Consider the following 17,586-nt stretch of genomic DNA (forward strand, 5'->3'; position numbering starts at 1 on the left):
CGTACTCGACAATCTGCCGAACCGCCTCGATCTTGAACTCATCCGTGTAACGCTTCGTACTCATAACCACCTCCGCGTAAGCCATAGTTTATGGCTGCGAGGTGTCTACGAAATCCTGGGCGATTCAAACGTTCGCTCCTGGCAAGTATCAAGAGTCCGCTATGACCGGCGCGTGGAATCGAGACTTGGAATTGGATCTGCGCGCAATTCGTGAGTGGGGGGCGACCTACCTAGTGTCCCTACTTGAGCCATGGGAATTCGATGAACTCAGGATCGCTGCACTACCCAAACGAGCAGCAGCCCTAGGTCTCCGATGGTTCGGCCTACCGATCGTAGATGGTGCAGGGCCGGCGGATGCCTTTCTTGATGAATGGCGGAAGGTGGGACCTGCACTCTGCGAAAAAATACTGTGTGGGGGTCGAGCTGTTGTGCACTGCAAGGGCGGCCTGGGACGAGCGGGAACCGTAGCCTGCCTATTGCTACTGGACACTGGAGCCGCTAAATCTGCAGAACATGCCATGCACATGGTTCGTCAGGTCAGGCCCGGAGCAATCGAGACGCATGAGCAAGAACAGTTCATCCGCGGCTGGCCCAAACCTGGAACTTCGCATGGGACCGAGTAATTGGCGCTCGTTGAGGCTACGTTAGCTCTTCTTGGAGGAAAAGGACCCAACGCTGACAGGCGGTCGACCGCCAGAATCAACCCCTCTCACAGATGGCAAGGGAGAGTTCAGGTACTCAGCATCCAGGCCTCGTAGGCTCGCGTTGTACGACCATCTTACGAACTGCTCCAGTAGGCAGTTGTTCTCGCGATAGACGCGTTCTATTTCCGCCTCAAGCCGTAGAATTCGGTCCATCGCAATCTGCATTTCAGGGACAGCCTCGACCTTCCGCAGATGCCCCCCTTTTGCGGCTAACCCCGCCTTACGCTGTTCGAAGGCCTGCTGAATCCGAGTGTGCTTATGCAACGCTTGCCGCGTATACCGCGCAAAGAGGTGCCGCTCCACCGCGTCCAGCAGAGATTGCCAAGTCAAACGACCTGACCAGCCGTCAAGAATTCCGACAATTCTGGCGATATCTTCATCACTAAGATTCTTTGCCCTTCTCATGAAGCGGTACCTTGCACTTCGATCGCCCATTCCATTGGCACCGGCTCTTCGTCACGTTGATCCAACAACCGGCGGGCATCGACTGCCTGCCGAACCCGAGAGGCCGGACGAATGTGGGTCAAGCGGATTAGCGCACCTGGTGGAACTTGCGGATTGTCCAGAATTGCAACAAGCTCCGACAGTCTTGTTCGCGTCAGCCTTTGGTGTTCAACCCAACGCGACGCACCATATATTCCTTCAGCGTCCGCAGCTTCTGCCTCAGCTAACAGACTAGTGGTTTCGGCAAGTTTGGCACGCGTATTTGCATCGCCGATTTCGTCGCCCTTGATACACACCTGCTCGTTACAATTCGTACAGTCACGGTGCAGGGCGCAAGGAGACATGACGAAGTCGTGCACGCAGACTCCGAAATCGGTTGTGTGCGCGGCTTGGATACCCATTTCCTTGAACTTGTCTCGAGGAATTAGACTAACGCGGACCTGCGGCAGCGGTTCGGCCGCCAGTTCAGTCACCGACTCGCGCTGCCTTTCCTGACGTAAGCCCACCAGCCGAGCCTGGACATCGCGATCAGAGACATGGTTGTATGAGTCATTCTGACGAATGTCACTCCGACCCGACCACTTTGCGATGTCGAGTTCACTCATGCCACCGGCCTGAGCCAAGGTATTCAGATAGTGTCTGAATTGGTGAGTACGAATGACGATTGGAGATCCGTCTGAATCGAAGTAGCCCAGATGATCGAAGACGGACTTGAACCCGTGCTCTGTACGACCACCAAGACCAGTAGAGATAAAGTTCTGATCTGGCGCCTCGATGACGCAACGAAACGTCCGCTTGGTCCGATGCAACTCATTACGCCGAACTACGCAAAGCGCTTCGCTGTACCGCAGACCAGAGTCGACGTCCAACCATGGGAACCCTCTGGGCAGGAAGCTGATGACAGAAGCCTCAACATCCGAGAACTTGACTACTATTCTGCCGCGACGCTTCTCGACAGGCACGCCATTACCCAAACACCACGCCCTAGTGCTCGCGGGCGACACCGATTCTGCAAAAAGGATCTCGCCGAGCTCTGCAACTGACAAGTCACCGCCGCGCAAATACTCGAGATGTGATGGGAGGAACATCGACTTGGGATTGCGTTCGTACCAGCGCGCCACGCGACGCGCCTCTGCTGATAGATCATTGAGTCTTCTCACGGCCTCGCGCACGACCGAACTCATAGATGGCACAACCCACTTGACCATAGGGTCTGCCCCCTTGGAAGGCCAGAACCGCAGCCCATATGCCGGCGACGCATCGGGACGAGCTGTTGTGACCTCAGGCTCCGCTCTAAGCAGCAAAACCTCATTCACCCGATCCGGGGCCGAGCACATGATCCCCGCCGCCGACGTTACAAACAGATCAGCAGGCTCGCTCGCTGCGCGAAAGGCCAGCGCTAGGCATTCCAACGAGCGGGGGCTGGGAAGCTTAGCCTGCCGGGCAGCCTCAAACTCGTCTCCTACCCTACCGTTCGCCTCCGTCGGGCGAGGTATGGAATTGGACCAGCGCAATGGGACCGCCGCTAAGCGGTTGTCATCAATGAACGACGCAAGCATCTCCAATTGCGAACCGACTCGATAGCCCGCAGATGGGCTGAACTTAGCCCGGATGAGTAGAGCCGCTCTATTGAAGGTCGCCGCAGTGACTGAAGCGACGTTACAAGCCCCCTGATCTTCCAGTACAGCCGCCAACGCTCGCAGGGAGGCGAGCCGAAACCCTATACACTTCGTTGGCCGCATCCCATGCTGATATCGAAGGTAGGACTTGGCGAACGAACCAAAGGGCTCGGGCATCGGGCGTGGTACGCGCTCGTTAACTGAGTCCCATGAGCTAAAAATAGCGCGAAACGCGCCTCGCCTAGCTTTGATCCTGACAGAATCCGCGATCTCCCATGCCATATCATCGAAGGCAAGCTCGGCACCAAAGATGGTCAACTCATTCCGGCACAGAGCAATAAACGCAGAGACATTCTGCTCGGCATTTAGCTCACTACGCGGTTGAAAAAGAACTACATTAGCCACAGGTTTTAGCTCCACCGAGTGAGCAACGACGCACCTTAACCTGGCGGCATTCCTCTATCACGGCCGCAACTGCGAAGATGGTTCGGTCATTGATGGAAGCGATGCGCTTATCAGAATCACTGAGTTGCTTTTCACGCTGGTCAAGCAGGTGCTGTAGTACCGCCTCATGTGGCCCGTCCATCCAAGCCTCGAAGCTGGAGCAGGTGTAACAGGCGATCGGAGCATTGAATCCGCAGAATCCGTGTGTTCCACAATCGCCCATAGGGGAACCGCTTCGATCAATACGCAGATCGATTACGCGCCTCGACGTATTCTCGCCCAATCCCTCCACAAGCGTTCCCGCGAACGCCTGGGCCAAGGGAGCCATCTCCGTAGCAATGGCACGATCAATGCGCTCGATGATTGCAGGCGAACTGGCCGAGTAAACGCCAACATTCTGGGTGTCTGTGTGATCGAGAAGTCGGGCGATGACCAAAGGACTGTACCCCTCTTCCCCAGCTCGCGTGCCGATCGTTCTCCTGAACCGGACACCGCTTATGCTCATCGCCTTACCCGTGCGCTCGGAGACCACTGACAGGCTTTCGAGAACGGTCGTAATCGTCCGGCCAATCATGACGGCAGTCCGATGGAATTCAAATCCTTGGGCACCCCCCTTCGAGCGCACAGAGGGAAAGAGAGGGGCTTGCCCTGCATCGTCTAAGATCGAACAGAAGCGTGCGCGAACGCTCTCAGCGTACGAACTGACATGCTCACCAAACTGCTCGACAATCGGGCGTTCTACGAACTGAGCACGCGAAAACTTGGCACCTTTCTTAGCGCTTGGCATCTGGATGGAATACTTCAGCATCCCATCAGCATCTGTTACCACCCTAACATCGCAGACCTTTAAGGACGCGTACTGCTTGCTACGCTGACCCAATAGGATAAAAAGCCACGCTAGGGTGAAATCTGCTGTAGACACATCCCCTTTTGCATATGCTTGATTGAGCGCCAATTGCAGCGCCTCTTCTTCGACATGGGTGAAAGGACCATCATGTGGATCCCATGTAAGTACAGACACACCCTTGTCATTGCCTTTGAGCCGCAATTGTTTGAGAAGCAGCTCGACGTCTTCACCGACCCCTGGGTAGCCCAGCTGGACCCATTTGCGGAGGAACCCCGCGAAGGACCCCAAGTACCATTCCGTCGACTGATGGAGGCCTGCACGGTAGTTCAGCAAATCTACGGCTGTGATGCTGGAAATGTCCTTAGGCGTAGCACGCAGGAAGTGCTGCAGCCTTTGAAACATATTCTTTAGATGGTCGGGAGAGCGATTCTCTGCATACCACGTCAATACGGACTTGGCACCATTGCGCAGCACTGGCGAAGCGTTTGGCAGCTGATTGAAGTCTAAATAAGTGTTATTGACACCATCGCGGTATGCCCAGATATCGGCGCTTGGATCGAACTCGATGCCCGACTTAGTGCGACTACCTACCCATACAGTGAGTGCACGCGCCTCGCTAGCTTCCTCCTGATATAAGGGGTCATGTTTCACCTGCTCCTCCTCACAGGGCGGCTAAAGGACTTGGCTTGCATCTCCAGCGACGCCTCATTGCTTTTTCGCTGCACGTGCCTTTTCGTGTAGTGCGAAGCCATCTTCGACCTGGGTGACCAGCCCATCGTTTGGGTCCGCATCCTTTCTTCGTCTTCTGCAGACACAACTCGGCTATCCATGAGATCAGAGAAGTCGTCGTTCCAGGTGTGCCTCAAGACATGTGGGCAGAGGTCATCAGGAAGACCGGGGACCTTGCTACGCAGCTCCCTGAAAAGCTTGTTGAGCGCCGGCTTTGACAGCGGCTGGCCTGTTCCCGTCGCCACGAAGAGATAGGGATGGCGGCGCGCACCTTTGATCTTTGCTCGTTCTCCCATAATGTAACTTTTGATCAACTCCGCCAGATCAGGACCCAGTGCAAGTAGGCGACCTCGCGTTTTAACAAGCGGCGCGCTGTTTCGCAGCTCTTCTGGATTGCCGGGCCGCCGAACGATCGTCACCTCCCCGGTCCGAATGTTGACGTCACTGGCGTAGGTAGCAAGCAGCTCGCCGTTGCGAACGCCAAGAAGGAGTAGCCAGAGGAAGATGAGTTGGTTACGAACCCTGACGTGCCTGTTCTTCCACGGGTTGTCCGCACTGTCGGGATCAATGACCTCGAGAATTCGTGCACGGACCTCCGCGTCTACCCCCTGACGGCCAGCCTGCGCGGACTGGCGGCTGGGCATTCTGGCATTAATAAGGCTTACGAATGTTTGAGTGGCCTCGAGCAAGCTATGGCTGTGAGGATGCCCCACTTCTAGCTTCAGGCGCCGACCTGCTGTCAGCCAGGAGATGTAGTCCCGGATGTATGCCATACGGGTTCCCTTCGTGTTGGCGCCCACCTGCGCTGGCGCTTTCACCGTGGGGCGCATTCGGGCCTGCTCCAGTGTTACGACCCTAGACACCACTGCTCGGGCTGACTCATCCACCTGGCTCATAGCGTCGAGTTCATCTTGCCGCAATCCAACCAGCTTGGTGAGCAACTCCACCTCTCCTAGGGTAAGGAGCCGACCGTCATTGATTCGATCGTGAATGTCTATACCGAGATGACGAAACACTTGATAGGCAATCATCACAGCCCTGGCCGCGTGCTCGAGCGTGTTCGTGGCCAGGCCAGCTGCCCGAAGCTCGGTCACCAGAAACAGGTTTGGATGCCAGAGGGGGGATCCCGACTCCTTGCACAGAAGCATCGGAAGTCGCTCTCCAGACTCAAACCGAACTGTTTTTACCCTATAGCCAGCCGCCATGTTGACGTTTCCAAAAGGTAGTCGGTAAGCCGGGGAATCGGCAGCCGCTGGAAAACGTTAACAACAAAAAAAGGCCCTTGGCAAATGCGCCAAGAGCCCTTGTTAACAGATACTAAAAGGTATCCTCTAGAACGGGATATCGTCGTCCGCGAAGTCGTCCATCGGCGGAGCCGACTGCTGCTGCGCCGGTGCCTGGCGCTGCTGCTGGCGCTGACCGCCACCGTAGCCACCGCCGCCACCCTGGTCCTGGTTGCCATAACCGCCCTGGCCGCCACCCTGCTGCTGACGCGGGGCCGACTGACGCTGCGGACGATCACCACCGTAGCCGCCACCGCCACCACCACCGCCGCCGCCTTCACCACGGCCGCCGAGCATCTGCATTTCGTTGGCGACGATATCGGTGGTGTACTTTTCAACACCGTCCTGACCGGTGTACTTGTCGTAGCGCAGTTCGCCTTCGACGTAGACCGAGCTGCCCTTGCGCAGGTATTCACCGGCGATCTCGCCGAGCTTGCCGAAGAACACCACGCGGTGCCATTCAGTGCGCTCCTGCTGGTTGCCGTCACGGTCCTTGCGCACGCTGGTGGTGGCCAGGCTGATGCGGGTGATCGCCATGCCGGCCTGGGTGTACTTGGTGTCCGGGTCGTTGCCGAGGTTGCCGACGAGGATGACTTTATTGATGCCGCGGGCCATAGGTTCCTACTCTTCCGTTGGGGTCCACCCGCCGGATGCGGGCAATAGCCGACGTATTATATCTGTCCGGCGACAGATAGCAGCCAATCCCTGCAGCCCTTGCGGCGTAAGGCTTGCGCCGGCCCCACCGCGTGTCCGGCGGCCTTTGGCCAGGCCGGATCACCACCCTTCCAGCGTAGGAATCGCCCGGCAGACGGCGGATCCCGGACCCGGCCCGCCCCCCCCTTTCTCCGACCTCATGGCATGATGCCGGACGTCGTTCAGATTGCTGGTCAAGATGGTCATCAAGGGCAAAGCCACCTCATTGGATATCGCACACATGGCCGGCGTCTCGCAGCCGACGGTGTCGCGTGCGCTGCGTGGCAGCCCGATGGTCAATGCCGAAACCCGCCAGCGCATTCTCGATATCGCCCGCCAGCTGAACTACAAGGTCGACAAGAACGCCTCCAGCCTGCGCTGCCAGCAGTCCGGCACGCTGGCGCTGCTGTTCTTCGAGGACCCGACCAATGATGACTCGTTGATCAACCCCTTCTTCCACTCGATGCTGGGCTCGATCACCCGCGCCTGTGCGCTGAAGGGGCTGGACCTGCTGGTCTCGTTCCAGCAGCTGTCCAGCGACTGGCATGCCGACTTCGAGGACAGCAACAAGGCCGACGGCATCATCCTGCTCGGCTATGGCGACTACCACGAGTCGGTTGAGCGGCTGCAGCGGCTGGTGGAGCAAGGCACCCATTTCGTGCGCTGGGGCGCGGCCTTGCCGGGCCAGCCCGGTGTATCGATTGGCAGTGACAACTTCCAGGGCGGCTTTGACATCAGTGCACACCTGCTTGAGCAGGGCCGCCAGCGCATCGCGTTCCTCGGCCACGCGTCCAGCCACTATCCCGAGTTCGAGGAACGCTACCGCGGCCATGTCGAAGCGCTGGCTGCACGCGGTCTGAAGGCAGACGCATCGCTGCAGCACGACGCCATCACCACCGAAGATTCCGGCCATGCGGCCTGCATCGCCCTGCTCGACAGCGGCAAGAACTTCGATGCGATCTGTGCGGCCAGTGACCTGATCGCGATTGGTGCCTTGCGCGCACTGCGCGAACGCGGCCTGCGTGTGCCGCAAGACATCGCGGTCACCGGTTTTGACGATATTCCGTTGGCGGCATCAGTATCGCCGCCACTGACCACGGTGCAGCAGGACACCAAGCAAGCCGGTCAACTGCTGGTCGACAAGCTGTTGAGCCTGATTGCCGGTGAGCCGGTGGAAGGCCTCACCATTCCGGTGAAGCTGGTAGTGCGGGAATCATCGCTAGGCGTGTGATTCGTACCGGAGCCCTGTAGCCCGGGTAAGCGCAGCGCACCCGGGAATTGCAGGAACACGAAGTTTCATCAGGTTCCATCTCCATAGACAAGTCACTTCTACGACCTGTCGGACGCAAGCCCCGGGTGCGCTGCGCTTAACCGGGCTACGGAGTTTTCGCGTGCCTTGGCCTAGCTGAAATCCTTGAGGATTTCGCCCACGCCTGACGGTGAGATTTCAAAGCCCAGCGGCGTGCCGGGGTTGATCACCACGCCGTAGCCGCCGGGCACGCGGCGCAGCACCTCAAGCATCAGCATGCGGATGTTGTGCGGCGCCTGTTGCTGGTGGAAGCCAATCCGTGCCATATCGGTGAATACCGCCACGTGCAGCACGCCCTGCTTGTCGAACAGCAGCGGATCAAAGCCACTGCCGTCAGGCGTGACCAGGCTGCCAGTGAGCAACACCACTTCGGACGCGACGAAGGCCTGCATGAAGGCGCGGATCGGCAGTTTGCCGTCCATTGCGGTCTGCAACAGGGTTTCGATGGGAGTTTGCGGGGGGAGCTGGTTCATACGGTGCCGCCGGGAATGCCTGGGGGCGGATTGTAGCGGGTGGGGCTTTGGGAGTCGCAAAGGCTGGAGCAGAAGCAAGAGCTACCCCTCCCCGGCCCTCCCCTTGCCTTCGGCAAAGGGAGGGGGACAAGCAAAGCCCCCAGCTGCACGTGAACGGCCCCCTCCCTTTTGCGCAGCAAAGGGGAGGGCTGGGGAGGGGTGCTCTTTGCGCGGTGTTGGATTCCTCGCAGAGCCTTGCCCTCACCCCAACCCCCGCTCCGCGCCCCGGCCCTTGCGCTGGGCAAGGGCGTTCGAGGAGCAGCGAACCTACGGTTCGCAAGCTGCTCCTCTCACCCCGCTAGCGGGAGAGGGGCTTAAGCGAGCATCACTGCGCCAGTCGCTTATCCCGCGCTATCTGATCCGCCATAGCAGCATCCAACTGCGCACGCAGCTCCGGCTGCATCACCTGCCCTTCCAGCACAAACACCTTGACGCCATGCGCCGGCACTTCGGTCTTCAGAGAACGCTTCACCTTCAACGAACCGCCACCCAACACATCACGCCACTGCCCGGCCTGCAGGTAACGGCTCACCTCAAACGAACGTGCAGCATCACCCTTGTTCAGCAGCACCAGCGCCGTCTGCGCGATATCACCATGCTGCAGCACGCGGTAGAACACCGCCTCATCGCCCTGCAGCCGCTCATTTACCTGCAGGCCGCGCTGCAACGCAGGCGTTGCTTCACGCAGTTTGGCAATGCGCTGCAGCGGCGCGAAGATGGGGCTCTGCCCTGCTTCATCCACCCGCTGCTGACCGAAATACGCACGATTACCCGCATGCTCGGCGCGACCGCGCATGAAGCCGGTTTCCGAGCCGTAATAGAGCACCGGAATGCCGCGTGCGGTGAACAGCCAGTTATGTGCGTCGATGAAACCGACATCGCTGGCATCCAGACGCGCCATGTCATGGTTGTCGTAGAAGCTCATCAACGCATACGGATTGGCATACGGGCCGCCACTCAGATGCAGCGGTTCGGCCAGCGCTTCAAAGCCTTTCTGCTCCTTGCCGAATACCGACGACATCGCACCGCGCAGCGGGAAGTCCAGCACGCTGACGTTGGCGTTCGCCGGCCAGGTGTGCTCGGCAATCTTCGCTGCGTCGTAGTCGAAAGCTTCGCCGAACATGAACATGCCCGGGTGCTCGGCGCGGATGCGGTTTACGAATTCATGCCACCACGGATGCGGCAGCCAGCCGATGGTGTCGATGCGCAGGGCGTCCACGCCCTGCGCGGTCCACTGCAGGTAGGCACCCACCAGGTAATCCATCACTGCCGGATTGTGCTCATTGAAGTCCGACAGCTCGGCCAGGTTTCCATCGAAGATCGAAGCCTTGCTGCCATCGACCGGGCCGATGTTGTTGTAGAACGCATGCAGTGGGTTGTGCTTCGGATCAAGCTTGTCCGGGGCCAGGTTCTGATGGTCGGCAATCAACTTGCCGTCCTTGTCGAAGATCTGGCCGAACTGCGGCTGCCGCTTGGGCATGGTCCAGGCCGGCGAGCCGTGGTTGCCGACGATATCCAGCACCACTTTCAGCTTGGCATCGTGCAGGCCCTTGGCCAGCCCGGCGAAATCCAGGTCTGCGCTGGGCAGATGCTCATCCAGCTTGTAGAAATTGATGCCCCAATAGCCGTGGTAACCGGTCTTGCCGCGGTCAGTCAGCGTGCTGGTGCAGCTGATCGGCTTGCTGCCGGTGAAAGCCTGATCGGGGTTGTCGATGATCGGCGTGATCCATACGGCGCCAAAGCCGAGCTCGCGGATATAGTCGGCGTTATCGAGTACGCCCTTGAAGTCGCCGCCGAGGTAACCGATGTTGCCTTCGATCTTGTCCGGGCACGGCACCGGGATATCGAAGGTGGGATGCTCGCCGCCCTGGTCGCGATGGTCGTTGCTGGTATCGCCATTGACGAAGCGGTCGGTGACCACGAAGTACACCGCATCACTGGCGAATGGCTCGGTGGTGCCGATGTAATCCGGCCTATTTTCGGCCAAGGCCGACCCTGCAACCAGTGCCAGACCAACGGCTGCTGCCAAACGACTACGCATCACACCACCTCCTGTTGCGACGGAACCCGCAGTACGAACAAGCCAGCCACAAACAGGCTGCAACCACCCAGCACCAGCACGTGGATGGGATCGCTACCCAACCAGTTGCGCAGGGCAAAGCCCAAGGCGCTGGCGGCCACCAGCTGCGGGATCACGATGAAGAAATTGAAAATGCCCATGTACACGCCCATTTTCGCCGCCGGCACGCTGTCCGACAGCAGCGCGTATGGCAGCGACAGGATCGAGGCCCAGGCAAAGCCGACGCCGACCATCGACAGCAACAGCCAATGCGGGTCCTTGATCAGCATCAGCGAGATCAAACCCAACCCGCCCAGCCACAGATTGACCAGATGGCTCCAGCGCAGGCCGATGGCACGCACCATCAGCGGGATGACCAATGCCGCCACGGCAGCGAAGCCGTTGTAGGCGCCGAACAACACACCTACCCAGTTCGCGCCTTCGTTGTAGGCCGCAGACTGCGTATCGGTGGAACCGAAGTGCGTGCCAGCCACCGCTGCAGTGGTGTAGATCCACATCGCAAACAACGCGAACCAGGAGAAGAACTGCACCCAGGCCAAGCGCCGCATCGTGCCCGGCATGCTGCGCAGGTCATCGACGATGGTGGCCAGCATATGCTGGCCCGGCAGCACCCGCGCTACCCCCAAAAGCAAGCCGTAGGCGGCGCACAGGCCGGCCAGCACGTAGAGCATTCGGTCGCCTTGGCGCCAGGCGATCAACACTGCCAGCAACACCCCCAGACCCAGCCACAGGCCAATCTGGCTCCACTGCGGCAAGCCGCCGACGCGTTGCGTCGAATGCACAGCGGACGGCTCCGCATCATCGAAGTCGGCCAGCTCGGCCGGCGAATACTCGCGTGTGCTGAACACCGTCCAGCTCATTGCCAGCAGCAGTACCGCCGCGCCGAAGTAGAAGGCATAGCGCACGGTATCCGGCACTTCACCCGGGCCCGCCGTATTGGCCACACCGAAGTGGGCAAGAATGAAGGGCAGGAAGCTGGCCACCACCGCGCCCACGCCGATGAAGAAGCTCTGCATCGAGAAGCCGGCTGGGCGTTGCTTGGGCGACAACTGGTCACCGACGAAGGCACGGAACGGCTCCATCGAGATATTGATCGAAGCGTCCAGCACCCACAGTGTGCCGGCGGCGATCCACAGGGTCGGAGAGTTCGGCATGACCAGCAGCGCGAGCGTGGTCAGCACCGCGCCGATCATGAAATAAGGGCGGCGTCGGCCCCAGCGCGTCCAGGTGCGGTCGGACAGATAGCCGATCACCGGCTGCACCAGTAGGCCGGTCAGCGGTGCGGCGATCCACAGCCCTGGCACCGCGTCCATCGGCGCGCCCAGCGTTTCAAAGATGCGGCTGGCATTGGCGTTCTGCAGCGCGAAGCCGAACTGGATACCCAGGAAGCCAAAACACATGTTCCAGATCTGCCAGAACGACAGCTGCGGTTTGCTATTCATCAAGCGCTTCCCCCCTCCGGGAATCACGGATGCGATGTTGGGCGCGGATGCGCTGCAGCCATGGTAGAGGGCGCACCTGTGATCTGCACCGCTGTTGCATACGTATTCAATGCGGCATTGCCCCCACAGTGGCCTCCACCGGGGAATAGTGGCGCCACGTGCCAACCCTGAAGGGCGGCGCGCCGACCAGAAACCGGAGTTGAGACCCGCATGGCCGATACACGTCCCACCCCTGCCCGCCCGTCGCTGAAGGCCGCGTTCGCGCTGCTGCTGGTCAGCTGCCTGCCGGCCCACGCTGCCGATCTGGCGCGCGTTACCTCCCCCGACAAACAGCTTGTCGTGGTCGTCGAATCCCAGCATGAAGGCCGGCCGTCGTACCGGGTTGAGCGCAATGGCGAGGCGGTGATCGCACCGTCGCGGCTGGGCATGCTGCTTGGCGACGGCCGCCTGGAGCGCAATGTCGCCCTCACCGGGCAGTCGCAGCGCAGCTTCGATGAGACCTGGGAGCAGCCCTGGGGCGAGCGCCGCCTGACACGCAACCATTACAACGAACTGCGCGCCAGCTTCACCGAGAAGCCCGGCGCCGGCCGCAACTACGAGCGCCGCTTTGACGTGGTGTTCCGCGTCTATGACGACGGCATCGGCTTCCGCTATGAGTTCCCGCAGCAGGCCGGCATGAAGCAGGCGCAGATCCATGCCGAGCTGACCGAGTTCGCGCTTGCGCGCCCGGCCACCGCCTGGTGGATTCCCGCCTTCGAGTGGAACCGCGAGGAATACCTGTATCACCAGACCCCGCTGAAGGAAGTCGGCACTGCGCAGACCCCGCTAACCCTGCGCAGCGACAATGGCCTACATATCTCCATTCACGAAGCCGCGCTGGTGGACTACGCCGGCATGAACCTGGCACGTGGTGATGGCGACATCCTGCGCGCGACGCTCACACCGTCCAGCAGCGGCGCGCCGGTGGTGCGCACCCTGCCCTTCAACACCCCGTGGCGCACCATCACCATCGGCGAGAAGGCCGGCGATCTGGCCGAATCCAGCCTCATCCTCAACCTCAACGAACCCAACGCCATCGGCGATGTGAGCTGGTTCAAGCCAGCCAAATATGCCGGCGTGTGGTGGTCGCTGCATCTGGAAACCGAGACCTGGGCAACCGGCCCCAAGCACGGCGCCACCACCGAAAACACCCGCCGTTACATCGACTTCGCCGCCGCCAATGGCTTCCGCGGCGTGCTGGTGGAAGGCTGGAACATCGGCTGGGATGGCGACTGGTTCGCCAACGGTGAGGCCTTCGACTTCACCCGCGCTACTCCGGATTTCGACCTGCCAGGCCTTGCCAGCTACGCCGCCGGCAAGGGCGTGCACCTGATTGGCCACCACGAAACCGCCTGCGCGGTCAGCCACTACGAACGCCAGCTGCCAGCCGCCCTGGACCTGTATGCGCGCAACGGCGTGGATGTGATCAAGACCGGCTATGTCTGCGATGCCGGTGACATCCACCGCCAGGATCAGGCAGATGGCCCGATCACCCGCGAATGGCACGAAGGCCAGTGGATGAGCAACCACAACCTGCGCGTACTGCAGCAGGCCGCGGCCAAGCACATCGCGATCAACTCACACGAGCCGATCAAGGACACAGGCCTGCGCCGCACCTACCCGAACTGGGTGTCGCGCGAAGGCGCCCGCGGCATGGAGTTCAACGCCTGGGGCAACCCGCCCAACCCGCCGGGCCATGAAGCCACGCTGGTATTCACCCGCATGCTGGGCGGGCCGATGGATTACACCCCCGGCATCGTCAGCCTGAAGGGCCGCAACAGCCTGGCCCTGCGCAGCACCCTGGCCAAACAGCTGGCCCTGTATGTGGTGTTGTACAGCCCGGTGCAGATGGTCGCCGACTTGCCCGAGCACTACGCCCAGCACCCCGACGCCTTCCAGTTCATCAAGGACGTGGCGGTGGATTGGGAGGAAAGCCATGTACTCAACGGCGAGGTTGGTCAGTACGTGACGTTTGCGCGCAAGGCGCGTGGCAGCGAGGAATGGTTTGTCGGCAGTGTTGGCAGCGAGAAGCCACAGGCACTGGATGTGGGCTTGTCATTCCTGACCCCGGGCAAGCGTTACCGCGCGGAAATCTACCGCGACGGTGAGGGCGCGAACTGGGAAACTGCGCCGTTTGCGTTTGTTCGCGAGGCACGCGAGGTTGGCAGTGGTGACCGGATCAAGCTGCAGCTGGCGGCTGGTGGCGGTGCTGCAGTGCGGTTTGTGCCGGTGGAGTAAGCGCTGGGCGTCCTGGAGAAGGCGCTGGCTTTGTCTTGGTGCCGTCATTCCTGCGCAGGCGGGAATGACGGCAAGAACAAACGCCGGCGCCAGGACCTGAGCGATCAGCTCCGGTGCCGGATGACGGCGTGAAGGCAGAACCGCCGCAGAAAGCGTTTTCACCCCTATCTGCCGCCGCAAAGCCCCATTGAATACGTATGCAGCCCAGCGCCACAGGCTTGCCCGCTGATTACCATGCGAGTCAGTCGCAGGCAGCAAAAAACAGCGATGCATCCCCCACCCAAAAAAATACGGGGGAGCACAAAAAACAACCAAACGACATCACCTGGGAGAGGGGAGTATGTTGAACACCAAGCGCAATCTGCTGAGCGTTGCACTGGCCTCAGCCATCACATTGACTGCCACCGGCGTACACGCACAGACCGTGGACGACGAGGCCAAGGCAAAGCCGAAGGCCGAAGCAACCGAGCTGGACACCGTCACCGTCACCGGCATCCGCCGCGGCATCGAGAGCGCGATCTCGGTCAAGCGTGACTCGTCCTCGATCGTCGAAGCCATTTCGGCCGAAGACATCGGCAAGCTGCCGGACGTGAGCATCGCCGAATCCATCGCCCGCCTGCCCGGCCTGGCCGCCCAGCGCGTCGCCGGCCGTGCCCAGGCCATCAGCGTGCGCGGCCTGTCGCCCGACTTCGCCACCACCCTGCTCAATGGCCGCGAAATGGTCAGCACCGGCGACAACCGCTCGGTGGAATTCGACCAGTACCCGTCCGAGCTGATCAGCGGCGTTACCGTGTACAAGACACCGGACGCCGGCCTGGTCGGCCAGGGTCTGTCCGGCACCTTGGACATGCAGACCGTGCGCCCGCTCAGCTACAGCGAACGCGTCATCGCCGTCAGCGGCCGCTACCAGAAGAACTCGCTGGGCGAAGCCGCCGGCGAAGATCCGTACGGCAACCGTCTCAACTTCAGCTATGTCGACAAGTTCGCCGACAACACCATCGGCCTGGCCATCGGCATCTCCCACTCGGAAATGTCCAAGCAGGAAAACCAGGTCGGCCTGTACGAGCCGTGGCAGGCCATCGGCGACAACTGGCGCCCTGGCGTTGCTGCCGGCACCTTCTACTCTGACGGCATCAAGGCCCTGCGTCGCACCGGCAATGCCAAGCGCGACGGCGTGATGGCCACCCTGCAGTTCCGGCCGAACAACAGCTGGACCAGCACGCTGGACACCTTCTACACCAAGGCCAAGGAACACGACACCGCCAACCAGATGGAAATCCATCTGGGCGACTACAACGGCACCAACGATCCGGACAAGATCCGCCTGGACGTCACCGACGTCGTGGTCAACGGCAATGGCAGCTTCGTCAGCGGCACCGCGCACAACGTCTATCCGTTGATCCGCGGCATGTACAACAACCGCGAAGACACCATCAAGGCCATCGGCTGGAACAACGAATTCACCTTCGGCGATGTGCGCGTTGTCGCCGACGTCAGCTGGTCCAAGGCCGAGCGTGACGAGCTGAACCTGGAGAACAACCTGCAGCTGCTGCCGGCGCCGATGCTGGATTCGGTGAAGCTGAACTTCGCCGGCGGCAAGTTCCCGCAGTTCACCCCGGGCTTTGACTATTCGGACTACACCAAGCTCTACCTGACCAACACCATCTACGGTTCTGGTTACGGCAAGACCCCGCATGTGGACGATGAGCTGAAGGGCTTCAAGCTGGCTGCCACTTTCCCGGTGCCGGAAGGCTTCACCTGGTTCTCGGACTTCGACGTCGGCATGAACTACGCCGACCGCAGCAAGAACAAGACCCAGGCCGAAGGCAACATCAACCTCGGCGCACAAGGCATCACCAGCATCGCCGCCGACCTCCAGTACAAGCCGGTCAATCTGGGCTTTGCCGGCGCCGGTTACATCCCGGCCTGGAACGTGCCTGCTGCGGTTGGCCGCTACATGACGTTCAACCCGACCACCACCGAAAGCTACCTGATCCCGAAGCAGTGGACGGTTGACGAGAAGATCACCACCACCTTCCTGCGTGCCAACATCAGCACCCAGATCGGCTCGATCCCGGTGCGCGGTAATGTCGGCATCCAGGCCCAGCATGTTGACCAGTCCTCAAGCTCCAACTACTGGGATGGTTCGCAGCCGGTTGGCAGCCAGGTCATTCCGATCAACGCCGGCAAGAAGTATCTGGACTTCCTGCCGAGCTTGAACCTGGCCTTCGAACTGCCGGCCGAGAACACCATCCGTTTCGCCCTCGCACGCCAGGTCGCGCGTCCGCGCGTCGACGAGCTGCGCGCCTCGATGGAATTCGGCATGGACACCAACACCGGCAAGCCTGGCTCCAGCGGTGGCAACCCGACCCTGGATCCATGGATAGCCAACGCCGCCGACCTGTCCTGGGAAAAGTACTTCGGCAACAAGGCCTATGTGGCCGCTGCCGTGTTCTACAAGGATCTGAAGAGCTACATCTACACCGAGAAGCGTGACGGCTACGACTTCACCGACCAGGTGGCGGAGTGGCTGAAGGTTGGCACCAATGCAGCCCAGCTGCAGGTCCCGGCACAGTCCATCGGTTACTACACCGCACCGTTCAACGGCACTGGTGGCACCCTGCGCGGCGCCGAATTGACGGCCTCGCTGCCGCTGGACCTGTTCACCGATGCCCTGCGCGGCTTCGGCGTGGTGGCCAGCGCCAGCTTCAACGACAGCGATATCATGATCAAGCCGGATCCGGCCAACACCAACAGCGTTGGCACTGGCCCGATCATGCTGCCGGGCCTGTCCAAGCGCGTTTACAACTTCACCGCCTACTATGAAAACAGCGGCTTTGAAGTGCGTTTGAACCAGCGCAAGCGTTCGGACTTCATTGGTGAAATCGGTAACTTCAACGGCGCCCGCACCCTGCGCTACGTCAAGGGCGAGGACGTGCTGGACGCGCAGCTGGGCTACAGCTTCGGCGACGGCACGATGTTCAAGGGCCTGAGCCTGTTCCTGCAGGCCAGCAACCTGACCAACTCCAAGTACGAGACCTATGCCGGCACCAAGGACAGGCCGCTGGAAACCGTGGAATGGGGCCGCACCTACCAGGTGGGCGTGAACTACAAGTTCTGATTGGTTCTGGTTGGAAGTGCATTGGAGGGCCCCAGCTGTTTGAGACGGGGGTTTTGCTTTTTTTGCGCGCAGGCGCCGTGTG

11 protein-coding genes are annotated in these 17,586 nt (G+C 60.7%); 4 read left to right on the plus strand and 7 right to left on the minus strand.

Annotated features, from left to right (window positions below):
* The first annotated feature begins 161 nt into the window (after window positions 1–161).
* On the plus strand, window positions 162–623 hold the full coding sequence (locus QMX78_RS13640) for a protein-tyrosine phosphatase family protein (RefSeq protein ID WP_282270438.1): 462 nt from the start codon (window positions 162–164) through the stop codon (window positions 621–623).
* Between the two features lie 482 nt (window positions 624–1,105).
* Here QMX78_RS13640 and QMX78_RS13645 read toward each other — a convergent pair whose 3' ends face one another.
* From QMX78_RS13645 to QMX78_RS13660, 4 genes are all read right to left on the minus strand, one after another.
* The gene (locus QMX78_RS13645; RefSeq protein ID WP_282270440.1) at window positions 1,106–2,332 is read right to left on the minus strand and encodes a hypothetical protein; all 1,227 of its coding nucleotides are present in this window, start codon (window positions 2,330–2,332) and stop codon (window positions 1,106–1,108) included.
* A gap of 832 nt (window positions 2,333–3,164) precedes the next feature.
* Window positions 3,165–4,709, minus strand: a complete 1,545-nt coding sequence (locus QMX78_RS13650; RefSeq protein ID WP_282270441.1) for a site-specific integrase — start codon at window positions 4,707–4,709, stop codon at window positions 3,165–3,167.
* Window positions 4,706–5,935 carry a tyrosine-type recombinase/integrase gene (locus QMX78_RS13655; RefSeq protein ID WP_282270442.1) on the minus strand — a complete coding sequence of 410 codons (1,230 nt, stop codon included), beginning with the start codon at window positions 5,933–5,935 and terminating at the stop codon, window positions 4,706–4,708. Before QMX78_RS13655 ends, QMX78_RS13650 begins: the two co-directional genes overlap by 4 nt.
* Window positions 5,936–6,118: 183 nt before the next feature.
* Window positions 6,119–6,685, minus strand: a complete 567-nt coding sequence (locus QMX78_RS13660) for a single-stranded DNA-binding protein (RefSeq protein ID WP_282270444.1) — start codon at window positions 6,683–6,685, stop codon at window positions 6,119–6,121.
* Window positions 6,686–6,962: 277 nt separating this feature from the next.
* On the opposite strand from QMX78_RS13660, the gene QMX78_RS13665 reads away from it, so the two are divergent.
* Window positions 6,963–7,994, plus strand: coding sequence for a LacI family DNA-binding transcriptional regulator (locus tag QMX78_RS13665; protein ID WP_282270456.1), 1,032 nt, complete (start codon window positions 6,963–6,965; stop codon window positions 7,992–7,994).
* 170 nt (window positions 7,995–8,164) lie between these two features.
* On the opposite strand, the gene QMX78_RS13670 is transcribed toward QMX78_RS13665, so the two are convergent.
* The 3 genes from QMX78_RS13670 to QMX78_RS13680 all read right to left on the minus strand — a co-directional run bounded on the left by QMX78_RS13670 (window position 8,165) and on the right by QMX78_RS13680 (window position 12,106).
* Entirely contained in the window at window positions 8,165–8,545 is a 381-nt protein-coding gene (locus QMX78_RS13670) for an SseB family protein (protein WP_282270446.1), read from the minus strand.
* 364 nt (window positions 8,546–8,909) lie between these two features.
* A complete protein-coding gene (locus QMX78_RS13675) occupies window positions 8,910–10,625 on the minus strand; it encodes an alpha-amylase family glycosyl hydrolase (RefSeq protein WP_282270448.1) in 1,716 nt (571 codons plus the stop codon).
* A complete protein-coding gene (locus QMX78_RS13680; RefSeq protein WP_282270450.1) occupies window positions 10,625–12,106 on the minus strand; it encodes an MFS transporter in 1,482 nt (493 codons plus the stop codon). The genes QMX78_RS13675 and QMX78_RS13680 overlap by 1 nt, the downstream gene beginning before the upstream one ends.
* A gap of 210 nt (window positions 12,107–12,316) precedes the next feature.
* Between QMX78_RS13680 and QMX78_RS13685 the strand changes: the two genes are divergently transcribed.
* Both QMX78_RS13685 and QMX78_RS13690 read left to right on the plus strand, forming a co-directional pair.
* A complete protein-coding gene (locus tag QMX78_RS13685; protein ID WP_282270452.1) occupies window positions 12,317–14,383 on the plus strand; it encodes a glycoside hydrolase family 97 protein in 2,067 nt (688 codons plus the stop codon).
* A gap of 340 nt (window positions 14,384–14,723) precedes the next feature.
* Window positions 14,724–17,504, plus strand: coding sequence for a TonB-dependent receptor (locus tag QMX78_RS13690; RefSeq protein ID WP_282270454.1), 2,781 nt, complete (start codon window positions 14,724–14,726; stop codon window positions 17,502–17,504).
* The last annotated feature ends 82 nt before the right edge of the window (window positions 17,505–17,586 follow it).

Source organism: Stenotrophomonas sp. PS02298, assembly GCF_029959445.1.
Lineage (GTDB): Bacteria > Pseudomonadota > Gammaproteobacteria > Xanthomonadales > Xanthomonadaceae > Stenotrophomonas.

What these genes read in the sequence shown, in the direction of transcription:
- QMX78_RS13640 (WP_282270438.1), top strand. Translation starts at nt 162, where the DNA reads ATGACCGGCGCGTGGAATCGAGACTTGGAATTGGATCTGCGCGCAATT.
- QMX78_RS13645 (WP_282270440.1), bottom strand. Translation starts at nt 2,332, where the DNA reads ATGAGTTCGGTCGTGCGCGAGGCCGTGAGAAGACTCAATGATCTATCA.
- QMX78_RS13655 (WP_282270442.1), bottom strand. Translation starts at nt 5,935, where the DNA reads ATGCTTCTGTGCAAGGAGTCGGGATCCCCCCTCTGGCATCCAAACCTG.
- QMX78_RS13660 (WP_282270444.1), bottom strand. Translation starts at nt 6,685, where the DNA reads ATGGCCCGCGGCATCAATAAAGTCATCCTCGTCGGCAACCTCGGCAAC.
- QMX78_RS13665 (WP_282270456.1), top strand. Translation starts at nt 6,963, where the DNA reads ATGGTCATCAAGGGCAAAGCCACCTCATTGGATATCGCACACATGGCC.
- QMX78_RS13670 (WP_282270446.1), bottom strand. Translation starts at nt 8,545, where the DNA reads ATGAACCAGCTCCCCCCGCAAACTCCCATCGAAACCCTGTTGCAGACC.
- QMX78_RS13675 (WP_282270448.1), bottom strand. Translation starts at nt 10,625, where the DNA reads ATGCGTAGTCGTTTGGCAGCAGCCGTTGGTCTGGCACTGGTTGCAGGG.
- QMX78_RS13680 (WP_282270450.1), bottom strand. Translation starts at nt 12,106, where the DNA reads ATGAATAGCAAACCGCAGCTGTCGTTCTGGCAGATCTGGAACATGTGT.
- QMX78_RS13685 (WP_282270452.1), top strand. Translation starts at nt 12,317, where the DNA reads ATGGCCGATACACGTCCCACCCCTGCCCGCCCGTCGCTGAAGGCCGCG.
- QMX78_RS13690 (WP_282270454.1), top strand. Translation starts at nt 14,724, where the DNA reads ATGTTGAACACCAAGCGCAATCTGCTGAGCGTTGCACTGGCCTCAGCC.